The sequence below is a fragment of the Planococcus lenghuensis genome (genome assembly GCF_001999905.1).
Taxonomy (GTDB): Bacteria; Bacillota; Bacilli; order Bacillales_A; family Planococcaceae; genus Indiicoccus; species Indiicoccus lenghuensis.
In genome coordinates this window covers 2,603,479-2,615,761 of sequence record NZ_CP019640.1, presented here as the reverse complement: position 1 = coordinate 2,615,761, position 12,283 = coordinate 2,603,479, and the positions used below count along the sequence as shown (strand labels likewise).

The 12,283-nt window shown below is 51.9% G+C and carries 11 protein-coding genes; 9 read left to right on the top strand and 2 right to left on the bottom strand.

From position 1 onward, the window contains the following. Nucleotides 1-43 precede the first annotated feature (43 nt). The 9 genes from B0X71_RS13365 to trpA all read left to right on the top strand — a co-directional run bounded on the left by B0X71_RS13365 (nucleotide 44) and on the right by trpA (nucleotide 10,753). Entirely contained in the window at nucleotides 44-1,240 is a 1,197-nt protein-coding gene (locus B0X71_RS13365) for an NADP-dependent malic enzyme (RefSeq protein ID WP_077589889.1), read from the top strand. Between the two features lie 104 nt (nucleotides 1,241-1,344). Next, nucleotides 1,345-2,469 carry a YeiH family protein gene (locus B0X71_RS13360; protein WP_232336695.1) on the top strand — a complete coding sequence of 375 codons (1,125 nt, stop codon included), beginning with the start codon at nucleotides 1,345-1,347 and terminating at the stop codon, nucleotides 2,467-2,469. Nucleotides 2,470-2,562: 93 nt separating this feature from the next. Continuing rightward, complete coding sequence (locus tag B0X71_RS13355) at nucleotides 2,563-3,801, top strand: YobA family protein (RefSeq protein ID WP_077589887.1); 1,239 nt, start codon at nucleotides 2,563-2,565, stop codon at nucleotides 3,799-3,801. Nucleotides 3,802-3,953: 152 nt separating this feature from the next. Continuing rightward, the gene (locus B0X71_RS13350; protein ID WP_077589886.1) at nucleotides 3,954-5,549 is read left to right on the top strand and encodes a long-chain-fatty-acid--CoA ligase; all 1,596 of its coding nucleotides are present in this window, start codon (nucleotides 3,954-3,956) and stop codon (nucleotides 5,547-5,549) included. An 846-nt stretch (nucleotides 5,550-6,395) separates the two neighbouring features. Then, on the top strand, nucleotides 6,396-7,406 hold the full coding sequence (trpD, locus tag B0X71_RS13345; protein WP_077589885.1) for an anthranilate phosphoribosyltransferase: 1,011 nt from the start codon (nucleotides 6,396-6,398) through the stop codon (nucleotides 7,404-7,406). Further along, a complete protein-coding gene (trpC, locus tag B0X71_RS21250) occupies nucleotides 7,403-8,173 on the top strand; it encodes an indole-3-glycerol phosphate synthase TrpC (RefSeq protein ID WP_198038597.1) in 771 nt (256 codons plus the stop codon). Before trpD ends, trpC begins: the two co-directional genes overlap by 4 nt. Beyond that, on the top strand, nucleotides 8,170-8,787 hold the full coding sequence (locus B0X71_RS21245) for a phosphoribosylanthranilate isomerase (protein ID WP_198038596.1): 618 nt from the start codon (nucleotides 8,170-8,172) through the stop codon (nucleotides 8,785-8,787). Before trpC ends, B0X71_RS21245 begins: the two co-directional genes overlap by 4 nt. Next, nucleotides 8,784-9,974, top strand: a complete 1,191-nt coding sequence (gene trpB / locus B0X71_RS13335; RefSeq protein WP_077589884.1) for a tryptophan synthase subunit beta — start codon at nucleotides 8,784-8,786, stop codon at nucleotides 9,972-9,974. Before B0X71_RS21245 ends, trpB begins: the two co-directional genes overlap by 4 nt. Further along, nucleotides 9,974-10,753, top strand: coding sequence for a tryptophan synthase subunit alpha (trpA, locus tag B0X71_RS13330; protein WP_077589883.1), 780 nt, complete (start codon nucleotides 9,974-9,976; stop codon nucleotides 10,751-10,753). The genes trpB and trpA overlap by 1 nt, the downstream gene beginning before the upstream one ends. 128 nt (nucleotides 10,754-10,881) lie before the next feature. On the opposite strand, the gene B0X71_RS13325 is transcribed toward trpA, so the two are convergent. Further along, entirely contained in the window at nucleotides 10,882-11,604 is a 723-nt protein-coding gene (locus B0X71_RS13325) for an amino acid ABC transporter ATP-binding protein (RefSeq protein ID WP_077589882.1), read from the bottom strand. Then, complete coding sequence (locus B0X71_RS13320; RefSeq protein ID WP_077589881.1) at nucleotides 11,597-12,256, bottom strand: amino acid ABC transporter permease; 660 nt, start codon at nucleotides 12,254-12,256, stop codon at nucleotides 11,597-11,599. Before B0X71_RS13320 ends, B0X71_RS13325 begins: the two co-directional genes overlap by 8 nt. Nucleotides 12,257-12,283: the final 27 nt, after the last annotated feature.

The window sequence follows — 12,283 nt, the reverse complement described above, 5'->3', positions numbered from 1 at the left end:
AGCCGCCACAAAGAAGGCTGCGAATTGAAAAGGAGATGATGGAGTGGGCGATTTACGGGATGAATCATTACAGCTGCACCGGGAACATCAAGGGAAACTGGAAGTCCGGTCCAAAGTGAAGGTGGCGAATAAAGAAGATCTTAGTCTTGCCTATTCACCGGGCGTTGCTGCTCCGTGCCTGGAAATTGCTCAGGATGGCACGAAAATTTACGAATATACGATGAAAGGCAATACAGTAGCGGTTGTAACGAACGGGACAGCTGTACTCGGACTTGGCAATATCGGTTCCGCTGCTTCCCTGCCGGTCATGGAAGGAAAAGCGGTACTCTTCAAGGAATTTGCAGGAGTGGATGCGTTTCCGATCACGTTGAAGACGACCGATACGGACGAAATAGTGAGAACGGTCAAGCTGCTGGATGCCGGTTTCGGTGGGATTAACCTGGAAGATATTGCTGCACCTGCCTGCTTCGTAATTGAGGAGCGGCTGAAAGAGGAACTGGATATTCCGGTATTTCATGATGATCAGCATGGCACGGCGATTGTCACGCTTGCAGGTCTTCTGAATGCCATGCAGCTTACCGGCCGGACAAAAGAAGGAACAAAAGTTGTAGTTAATGGCGCGGGTGCTGCCGGAATTGCAATCGTCAAACTGCTGCATGCCAGCGGATTTACCGATATCGTCATGTGTGATACAAAAGGTGCCATATTTGAGGGCCGGCTATACGGAATGAATTCTTATAAAGAAGAGATTGGTTCATTCACGAATCGTGACCGGACGGAAGGGTTATTGAAAGATGTAATCAGAGGAGCCGATGTGTTCATTGGCGTGTCTGCAGAAGGGGCGCTGACACAGGATATGGTCCGCTCAATGGCGCCGGACTCGATTATTTTTGCAATGGCAAACCCGAATCCTGAAATTCTCCCACACCTTGCTAAAGAAGCAGGAGCGAAAGTTATCGGAACCGGCCGTTCGGATTTTCCGAATCAGGTCAATAATGTTCTGGCGTTTCCCGGCATTTTCCGGGGAGCCCTCGATGTGCGGGCAACAGAGATCAATGAAACGATGAAAATTGCCGCCGTCGAAGCGATTGCCGGCCTGCTGGCTATAGAAGAACTTCACGCCGATTACGTGATTCCGGCACCATTTGATCGTCGGGTAGCACCAGCTGTTGCTGCTGCAGTTGCTGAAACAGCCAGGAAAAGCGGTGTTACCGCCCTGCTGGCAACTGATGAACATTAAATAGACTCAAAACTGCATCCGGCCGTACCGGATGCAGTTTTTCGATTTCACGTATTTCTTGTTATACTGAAGAGTACAATCAAATTTAGTAGGAGATGAGCAAATTGGGAAGACTGCGTAACTGCCAGGAAATCGCACCGGGGCTCTTCCTGTGCCTGCTGCTGATGCTTGCAGGTATTTTTGGTGCAGAAGCGCTGGGTGTATTGCTGAAGACAACCGGTGTGCTTCCTGAAGACGGAGTGAACCCGGTATCGGAGATTTTTATTATTATTTTACTCGGCATTCTCATCCGCAATACCATCGGACTAAATTCCCGCTTTGTAAAAGGCGTGACTTTTTCTGTACAAATGGTATTGAAAGCGGGTATTGTGCTGCTGGGTCTTCGGCTCAGTCTGCTGGAAGCCCTTGCGCTCGGTGCATGGGGCATTCCGCTGATCATTGCCTGCATTTCTGTCGCCTTAGGTGTTACGCTGTTCTGTACAAAAAAACTGGGACAATCGGCAAGGCTTGGCACATTGATCGCTTCAGGAACAAGCATCTGCGGCTTAACAGCCATTATGGCGACAGCGCCAGTGATCAAGGCGAAGGAAAATGAAGTGGCGTATGCAGTGGCCAATATTACGATATTCGGTCTTACCGGCATGTTGATTTATCCATACATAATTGTATTCTTTTTTTCGGATGACCCTGTGAAAGCCGGTCTGTTCCTCGGAACCGCCATTCATGATACTGCACAAGTGACCGGTGCTGCACTGATTTACGGCGATTTGATCAACTCTGCCCAAGTCGTCGATGTGGCAACTGTCACGAAGCTGATCCGTAACCTGTTCCTGATTGCTGTGATTCCATTCGTCAGCGTGCTGTTATGGAAGCGGGATAAGGAATCCGCCGTGCTGCCGAAATGGCATCAGCTTGTTCCGCTGTTCATCATCGGATTTTTTGCCATGGCACTCCTCCGGACAATCGGAGATGCGACAGCAACAGCTTCAGGGGAAGCATTCGGTCTGCTGGCTCCTGGGACATGGGAACAGGCAGCTGTAGCTGTCAGCACATTCGGCTCCACTTATCTATTCGGTATTGCAATGGCCGGTATCGGGTTATCGACCAGTTTCAATGTATTTAAAGGGCTCGGCATGAAACCATTCGCCATCGGATTTACCGCAGCATTTGCTGTTGGTGCGGTGAGCCTTGTGCTGATTTCCGTGTTTGGCGATTTCATTGCTGTCTGATACTTCTACCGCTGAAGCGGTAGGTTCCAGCTCAGGCAATTCTGTGACTTTTTTCTGCATTATCCGTCTGATTCAATAAAGGAGGCGGAAAGAATGAAAAAGCTTGTATTGCCAATCAGCTTTGCGTTCGTTCTGGCGGCATGCGGTACCGAAGGGGAGTTATCCTCCGAGGAACCGACAGAGCAACCAGAGACGACGCCGGGGGATGAATCGGTATCTTCTGAAGAACCGGCCGCAGAAGGTGGCCATGAAATCATTGCGACGCTTGAGCAGACGGCAGAGCCGACAGCGCGGAATGAAGCGGCAGCGGCTGTGAGGGAAATGGAAGAATTCACATCGGGCGCGTTTGGGGAACCGACGGATGAACTTGCGGAAGGGCTCGCTGTACAGCAAATCGAGGCACAAGCTGTTCATGAAGCAGTAATGGATGTATATGGAAACTTTAGTGAAGCTGGTGTGCTGTATATTGAAACACCGCAGTCCGGTGCAGCAGAGCCCGGGGTGTGGGTCGGCATTGAAGAACCGGATGAGCGTGTCGATGAGCTTGTTTCCATGCTGCAGGAGCAGGTGGATGCGGGAGAAATACTGGCAGCACCGATTCACATTTTTGATAGTGCTTATGCGGAAGCAGACTTGAACGCGGCAGCAAACGAGCTTGGCGAAAAATTAAATGAATTAGCAACGGCCCATCCGAATGGCGCAGCCTCATTCAGTGTCGCACCTGATGTGAAGACCGGGGAAATCCAAGTGGGCCATAATTTTCTTGCGAAAGAGCAGGAACAGGAGCTGGCTGCCATGCTGCCGGATCAGGAAGTGGTCATTGAACAGTCCGGCATGATGGTGCCGCTGCCGGGAGAAGCGGCAGTCGCATACCCTGAACCGGCGACGGTACCAGAACCGTCGGATAAAGGCGCTTACTTGGTGGACGTGGAAGATGACCGTATCCTCGCTATTGCTGCCAAGGCGCAGGATTTCAGTGAAAATGGCGGACAGGAGGAATTTTACTCCGCCATTTGGTATGATTTCCCTCAAGCAGCAGAGCAGCTGGAAGTCGGCCAGCGAGTGCAGGTGGAAGCAGCCGGGCCGATCATGGAATCCTATCCAGGACAGGGGACAGCAGTATTCGTAGAAGTACTGCCGGCATATCAACCGGAAGGAGCGGATCTGACTGAGGCAGAAGCCGTGCGGACGGCACTTGAAGGAATGAGTGGAGAATCATTTGAAGTCCCTGCAATCCAGTCGGTCGCATACAATGCAGAGGCGGATAACTGGACGGTTGTTCTGCAACTTAATGGAACAGAAAAGGAACAGATTATACCGGATGAACAATGAAGCGGGCTGCTGCCCGCTTTTTTTGCGGGAAGCATTCGCTTAAAACACTCGTCTCGCTGCTGCACGCTTACAAGTCTGACAAGTGTGAATAGTATAGAAATGGAAAAGAGTCAGTGGTATACTGATTCATATACTAGAAGTGGGGTGATCGTATGAATATACCGTTGGTGCTTCCGGAATTTCTGGACAGAGCCGTACGGCTTTACGGTGATAAACAAGCCGTTATCGGAGGAGACCGGACACTTACATACCATGAACTGAACGATCGGGTGAATAAGCTATCGCACGGACTCAAAAATCTAGGTGTGGAAAAAGGGGATCGGGTCGCTTATCTTGCACCGAACACACCTGAGATGCTTGAAGGGTTCTACGGCATTTTCCAGCTGGGCGCTGTGATGGTGCCGCTGAATATCCGGTTGAAACCGGATGATTATTTATTTATCCTGAACCACAGTGAATCCAAAGTGCTATTTGCAGATGAAGATCTGCTGCCGCTTATCGAGCTGATCCGCGACCGGCTGGAAACCGTGCAGAAAATTATCGTTCATTACAAGACCGGCGAAACCGAGGACTTGGCGTATGATAAATGGCTTTCCGCGTTTCCGGCAATTCCATTTAACCGGGCCGAACTTGATGAGAACGATGTTTGCAGTCTGCTGTACACGAGCGGCACAACGGGCAATCCAAAAGGTGTGATGCTGACGCATCGCAACAATTACCTGCATGCGCTGACAACGATGCATCATTTGCGGGTGACGGATACGGATGTGTATTTGCATGTGCTGCCGATGTTCCATGTAAACGGCTGGGGCTCTCCGTTTTATTACACGGCGAATGGCGCAACTCATGTCTGTTTGCGAAAAGCGACACCGGAAGCGATTTTCAGGGCGATCAATGAACACGGAGTCACGGTCCTGCATATGGCGCCGACGGTTCTGAATGCTCTGTTGCAGTACTTTGAAGAACATGCACCGGCGTCAGGTGAGAATGTCCGTGTCGTTATTGCCGGCTCGGCACCGCCGCCTGCGTTTGTGCGGCGGGTTGAACAAGAATTGGGCTGGGAATTCATCCAGGTATACGGCATGACTGAATCGTCACCACTCAGTCTTGTATCGACGATTCGCTCCGAGCATCATGAACTGCCGGCAGAGACGCAGACGCGTATCAAAGCGAAAGCCGGGTATCCGATGATCGGCTCTAATGTGCGCGTCGTGGATGAGACAGGAGAAGAAGTTGCGGCGGACGGACAGGAAGTGGGCGAAGTCGTCGTGCGGGGACACGGTGTTATGCATGGTTACTGGAAGAATGAAGAAGCGACGAAGGAAGCCATTCAGAATGGCTGGCTGCATACCGGGGACATGGGGACAGTTGATGAATACGGTTATGTTGAAATCACCGACCGCAAGAAAGACATCATTATCAGCGGCGGTGAGAACATTTCATCCATTGAAGTGGAAGGTGTTCTGTACGACCATCCAGCAGTCCTGGAGGCGGCAGTCATCGCCGTGCCACACGAAAAATGGGGCGAAACTCCGCATGCCTATGTCGTGCTCCGTGATGGCGCCGAGGCGTCTGCGGAAGATATTATTCAATTTTCCCGTGAAAAACTGGCGCACTTCAAAGCTGTCACAAGTGTGGCATTTGTTGATGAATTGCCAAAGACAGCATCCGGGAAAATTCAGAAAGTACATTTGCGGAACGCGTACTGGAATGAGAAAGGTAAACAGCCCGGTCGGTATGTGAATTGACGAACTCAAGCGGGAATCCGCGCTCCGGACAGGGAGCGTGGATTCCCTTTTTTATTGGCAATTTGGTGGTTGGATAAGGTTTTGAATTCTTTGTAAGTATTTAATGAGATTTTGTGAGAAAAATTAATGGATTCGCAAGTAAAATCAGTGAATTCGCAAGTAACAGCTCCGGATTCGCAAGTAAACAAGGGACGTCGCGAGTAAATCCGATTTCGCAAATAAAACCAGTGAATCCGCAAATAACAGCCCAAGATTCGCAAGCAAACGGAATTATTTCGCAAGTATCTATGATAAATCCGCAAGTAATAACCGAAGTTTTGCACGCGTTTAAACTAAATCCGCAAGTAAGCTTGCATTCATTACTCAAGATGTGTCAGTTCCAGATAAAAAACATATCCATCCGCTGAAAATCCGGTCACTTGACAGAATAGTTGAAACCTTATATGATTGGACACAACTTGTTGTACGGATAACAAGTTCATTCAGAGCAAGAGACCAGTTGAGAGCAAGACCTTAGAGCAGAGAAGAGATAAATCGGAGACGAAGAAGAGTAGGCAGTGTGCGCTGCATAGAGAACCGGCGGCTGGTGGAAGCCGGAGAGCGGCACCTGCACGAATGGACTTTCGAGAGCTTACCCGAATGCGGCAGGAAAGACGCGGCTTGTAGGGGAGACGTATGCCTGGCGTTAACGGGCATTTGAGATGATGACCGGAATCCGGCATCAACGTGAGGTGGCACCGCGGGGTTGACCCGTCCTCCGCAGCAGAATGCGATTTGCGTTCAGCTGCGGTTTTTTTGTTGTCCAGGAGCCATCAGAAATCAAAAGAGCTGAGAGGAGAAGAGAACATGAGAGAATATACAGCACAGGTGAACAGCGGAAGCATTCTTTCGGAAGACGAGATGAGACAGGCGGGGCAGCAGATGCTCGCAGAAGAAACGAAACCCGAGGAGATCCGGGAATTTTTGATCGCTCTCCATACGCGCGGTGAGGCAGCACCGGAAATTGCAGGACTTGTGGGTGAATTGTTGAGCCGGACGGCGAATATCGATGCCGGTGATTACGAATTGATGGATGTCTGCGGAACCGGCGGCGATAAATCGCATAGTTTCAACATCAGCACAGCGGTCGCGTTTGTCTTGGCTTCTCTTGATGTTAAAGTGGCGAAACACGGCAACCGGAGCGTATCGAGTAAAGCGGGAAGTTCCGATCTGCTGGAAGCGATCGGTGTGGATGTGAATGTGGCCGCAGAGCGATTCAACGAAGTGATCGAAGAAACGGGTCTCGCGTTTTTATTCGCACCGGCGATCCACCCGGCGATCGGACGCTTGCGGGATGTGCGGAAATCAATCGATACGCCGACTATTTTTAATCTGGCCGGACCGCTTGCGAATCCGATTCCGGTGACGTACCAAGTAACCGGTGTATACCGCAAAGATAAGATGCGGCCGATGGCGGAAGCGCTTGTGAAACTCGGGCGGAAGCGAGGAGCGGTACTGCACGGGGCTGGCGGGATGGACGAATTGTCTCTGGCAGGTGACAATCACGTGATTTTATTTGATGAAAACGGACTGACGGACATGATAATCCATCCGCATGATGTCGGGCTGAATGTACAGCCGATAGAAGCGCTTCGCGGCGGGGACGCCCAGCGCAATGCAGAAATCTTCCGGGAGCTGATTGCCGGAAAGGAAAGCGCTTATCAGGACGTGGTTGCATTGAATGCCGGACTTGCACTTTATGTGGCCGGCCGGGTTTCGTGCGTGGCAGAAGGTGTAAAAGAAGCGAAGAGGAGTCTTTCTTCCGGCCGTGTCGAAGCGGTGTACCGGAAGCTTGTAGCCCAGGAGGTATCTCAATGACAATTTTGACGAAAATACTTGAAACAAAAAAGCAGGAATTGGCCGGTTTGAGAACGGATTTTCCGGAAACAGATTACCCGGCAAAACCGCGGCTTGCGGATTTATTGCGCCTCGCAAAACCAGCTGGCGTCATCGCGGAGATCAAACGGTCGTCCCCGTCAAAAGGGGTTATCCGCGCGGAAGTGGATGTCATCGGCCAGGCGAAACGCTATGAACAGGCAGGTGCATCCGCGATTTCCGTGCTGACGGATGAGTCATATTTCAATGGCTCGATCGACGATTTGCATGAAGTCGCCAAACAAGTGGCCGTTCCGGTACTGAATAAAGACTTCATTGTCGATAAAAAGCAGATTGACCGGGCGAAAAATGCCGGTGCAACAGTCGTATTGCTTATCGTGGCAGCACTTGACGATGAGAAATTGCACGAGTTGTTTGCCTATACAGAAGAACGCGGACTGGAAGCGCTCGTTGAAGTGCATGATGAAGAAGAAATGAAACGCGCGTTGGCGCTTGGTGCGGAATTGATCGGCATCAATAACCGTAATTTGTCGACGTTTGAAGTAAGTCTTGAGAATACCGAAAAACTCGCTTCATTCTTCACAGACGAACAGCTCTTCATCAGCGAAAGCGGCATTCATTCACCGGCAGATGCACAACGGGCTGTGAAAACCGGTGTCAAAGGCCTGCTGATTGGTGAATCGCTCATGCGTGCCAATGATCCGGGAGCATTCCTCGACTCGCTGTTCCGTCAGGAGGAAGCACGATGACCCAGGTGAAGATCTGCGGACTGAAAGAAGAGCAGCACGTGCAGGCGGCGATGGAGGCAGGTGCTGATCTGATCGGATTCGTCTTTGCGCCGAGCAAACGGCAGGTGACAGTTGACGAAGCAAAAAAACTGGCTGCGCAAATACCGCCCCACATCAAGAAAGTCGGGGTGTTTGTCAATGAAACGCCGGAGGAAATGACGCGCATCGCCCGCAAAGTGGGACTGGATTTTATTCAGCTGCACGGCGATGAACCGGATGATGTGCTGAAAGAACTGCCGGTCCCGGTCATCCGGGCGGTATCGATCCGGACAGAAGAAGATGGAGCGAAATTGGCCGCTTCCGAAGCGGCGGTCGTGCTGGCGGATGCGCCCGGCGTGGAGTACCGCGGAGGCAGCGGCGAAACGTTTAAATGGGACGTGCTGAAAGGCTTCTCGGAAACGGAGAACCGGCTGGCAGTTGCAGGCGGATTGCATACAGACAACGTAGCGGAAGCGATCAGGATACTGAAACCTGTCATGGTTGACGTCTCGAGCGGCGTGGAGACAGACGGCAGAAAAGACCCGGCGAAAATCCGGGCATTCATCGAGGCAGCAAAAGGAGTGGAAAAGGGATGACGTCAGCGAAAGAACGGCCGGGCTTTTTCGGGCGCTACGGCGGCCAATTTGTACCGGAAACGTTAATGAAAGCAGTAAAAGAACTGGAAGCGGCCTATACGGAAGTCAAGGCGGATCCGGAATTTCAGAAAGAGCTCGATTATTATTTGAAGGAGTATGTGGGACGCGAACAGCCGCTCACGTATGCAAAACGGCTTACAGAAGCATTCGACGGTCCTGAAATTTATCTGAAACGGGAAGATTTGAACCATACCGGTGCCCATAAAATCAATAATGCGCTCGGGCAGGTACTGCTCGCAAAACGGATGGGCAAACAAAAAATCGTCGCTGAAACCGGCGCCGGTCAGCACGGTGTTGCGACAGCAACGGTATGCGCGCTGTTCGGTTTGGAATGCATTGTTTACATGGGTGACGAGGATATCCGGCGTCAGCAGCTGAACGTGTTCCGGATGGAACTTCTCGGCGCGGAAGTGCGCGGTGTGAGTGCCGGCAGCGCGACGTTGAAAGACGCAGTGAATGAAGCGTTGCGCCATTGGGTGGCAAACGTGGAAGACACGCATTATTTGATCGGCTCTGCGCTCGGGCCGCATCCGTTTCCGGAGATGGTGCGCGATTTCCAGCGCGTCATCGGCGACGAAACAAAGCGGCAAGTGAAAGAAAAAACCGGGAAACTGCCGGATGCCATTGTGGCCTGTGTCGGGGGCGGCAGCAATGCAATCGGGATGTTCTATCCGTTTGTGGACGATGAAAGCGTGGAATTGATCGGCGTGGAAGCGGCAGGCTCCGGTATTGATTCCGGGAAGCATGCGGCAACACTGACAGGCGGCAAGCTCGGCGTGCTGCATGGCGCGTTCATGAAAGTGCTGCAGACAGAAGACGGCCAGATTCAGGAAGCTCACTCGATTTCAGCAGGTCTTGATTACCCGGGAATCGGTCCGGAACATGCCTATCTGCACGAGATCGGCCGGGTGAAATACACGGCGATCACCGACGATGAAGCGCTCGATGCGCTGAAGAAATTGTCGCGCCTTGAAGGAATTATCCCGGCGCTCGAATCGGCGCATGCCTTGGCAGAGGCAGAGCGCCAGGCGAAGAAGATGGACAAAGGTTCTGTGCTCGTCGTCTGCCTGTCCGGCCGCGGTGATAAAGATATGGAAACAATCCGCAAGCACGTGGAGGTGGAATGATGGGACGCTTTTTGCAGGAATCGATTGAAAAACAAAATCCGGCATTCGTTGCTTATATCATGGCAGGGGACGGCGGACTGGAAACGCTGGAAAACCGGATTGAAGTTCTCGAGGAAGCTGGCGTGACCGCAATTGAACTCGGCATTCCGTTTTCCGACCCGGTGGCGGATGGACCGGTCATTCAGGATGCCGGTGTGCGGGCGCTTCGGGAAGGCGTGACGCTTCGCGATGTATTTGCGACAGTACGCGGTTTTAAGCATACGCCTGAAGTGCCGCTCGTCATTATGACGTATTTGAATCCAGTGCTGCAGTACGGGGCGGAAGCATTCGCTGAAAGCTGCCGGGAAGCCGGTATTGCCGGTGTTATCATCCCGGATCTGCCGTTTGAGCATCAGGATCTCGTACAGCCGGCGTTGTCGGAAGCGGAAGTGCCGCTTGTGCAACTCGTGACGCTGACGACGACCGACGAACGGCTTGAAGCGATCTTGGCACAGGCGGAAGGCTTTGTGTATGCTGTGACGGTGAAAGGTGTCACCGGGGGCCGCACGGAATTTTCGGACAGCGTAGCGCCATTCCTCAAGAAGATCCGTTCGAAAAGCCCGGTGCCGGTCATGGCCGGTTTCGGCATTTCGAGTGCGGAACAAGCTGCGGGGCTCGTTGCCTCGTGTGACGGCTTCATCGTCGGCTCAACGATCGTCCAGGCATTCCATGAAGGCCGGGAAGACGATATCCGTGAACTCGTGCAAGGCGTGACGGGCTTAGCGGTGAATAAAGGCTAGAGAGCTGGAGCGGCGGATCGAGATTAGCCGCTAATCCGCGTTCAGACCGATTTACTGCAATTTGTCATACAGACCAGGACGATAAAACCCCGCGAGGCATTTTCTGCCTCGCGGGGTTTCTGCGTTCATTATAAAACTTTTTCCAGGAAATCCTGTGCGCGCTCCGTCTTCGGATTGCCGAAGAATTCATCGGGCGTGCCTTCTTCAATGAGGACACCGTGATCCAAAAACAGCACGCGATCCGCCACTTCCCGGGCGAAGCCCATTTCATGGGTGACGACAAGCATCGTCATGCCGGATTTTGCCAGGTCTTTCATAACATCGAGCACTTCTTTCACCATCTCGGGATCAAGTGCGGAGGTCGGCTCGTCAAACAGCATGAGATCCGGTTCCATGGCAAGTGCCCGCGCAATCGCAACCCGCTGTTTCTGACCACCGGACAGGCTGGAAGGATAGGCCTCCGCTTTATCGGAGAGGCCAACCCGTTCGAGCAACTGTTTCGATTTTTTTTCTGCATCAGCTTTTGATTCGCCCTTCACTTTTTGTGGTGCATATGAAAGGTTGTCGAGTATCGTCAAATGCGGAAACAGGTAGAAATGCTGGAACACCATGCCAATCTGCGCCCGGACTTTCTGGATATTCGTTTTTGGATTGGTGAGTTCCTGATCACGGAACGTAATTTTTCCGGAAGTGGGCACTTCGAGCATATTCAGGCAGCGGAGGAATGTCGATTTGCCGGAGCCCGACGGACCGACGACTGCGACTACCTCACCTTGGACCACTTCCGTATTGATATCTTTCAGGACAACGTTTTTCCCGAACTGCTTGAAAAGTTTTTCGGTCTTAATCACTTGCTCTCATCCTCCGTTCGACTTGTCTGCCAATGAGCGTCAAGCCCATCACCATCAGCCAGTAAATGAGTCCGACAAACAGAAGCGGTTCGAAATTGCGGTACAATTCAGCGCCGACCACCTGTGCGCGCCGCATCAGGTCGAGATACCCGATGACGGAAACGAGTGCCGATTCCTTTGTTAACGTGATAAATTCGTTCATCAGGGCAGGAAGGATGTTTTTGAACGCCTGCGGCAGAATGATATCTTTCATCATGGCTTTATACGGAATTCCAAGCGCTTGGGCGGCTTCGACTTGTCCTTTATCGACCGCATTGATGCCGGCCCGGATAATCTCGGAAATGTAGGCCGCCGAGTTCAGGCCGAACGCAAGAACAGCTGATGTAAATGCAGTAATATCATAACCGGTCAGTTGCGGCACCGCGAAATAAATGATCATCAGCTGCAGGATGAGCGGCGTGCCGCGGAATACGGATGTATAGGCATCTGCAAACCACCGGAGAAACATGATACTGCCGATTTTGCATAGCGCCAGCAGAACGCCGAGTATTGAGCCGAACACGAGCGCGACGGCTACGAATTTCAGGGTTGCCCATATCCCTTCAAGGATAAATGGGAGATAGGGAACAAGCTGCGTAAAATCGAGATTCATTTAGTCACACACCTTTAGCAATGGATT

Coding starts and splice junctions, on each gene's coding strand:
- B0X71_RS21245 (WP_198038596.1), top strand. CDS start 8,170: ATGACCCAGGTGAAGATCTGCGGACTGAAAGAAGAGCAGCACGTGCAG.
- trpD (WP_077589885.1), top strand. CDS start 6,396: ATGAGAGAATATACAGCACAGGTGAACAGCGGAAGCATTCTTTCGGAA.
- B0X71_RS13320 (WP_077589881.1), bottom strand. CDS start 12,256: ATGAATCTCGATTTTACGCAGCTTGTTCCCTATCTCCCATTTATCCTT.
- trpB (WP_077589884.1), top strand. CDS start 8,784: ATGACGTCAGCGAAAGAACGGCCGGGCTTTTTCGGGCGCTACGGCGGC.
- B0X71_RS13350 (WP_077589886.1), top strand. CDS start 3,954: ATGAATATACCGTTGGTGCTTCCGGAATTTCTGGACAGAGCCGTACGG.
- B0X71_RS13355 (WP_077589887.1), top strand. CDS start 2,563: ATGAAAAAGCTTGTATTGCCAATCAGCTTTGCGTTCGTTCTGGCGGCA.
- trpC (WP_198038597.1), top strand. CDS start 7,403: ATGACAATTTTGACGAAAATACTTGAAACAAAAAAGCAGGAATTGGCC.
- trpA (WP_077589883.1), top strand. CDS start 9,974: ATGGGACGCTTTTTGCAGGAATCGATTGAAAAACAAAATCCGGCATTC.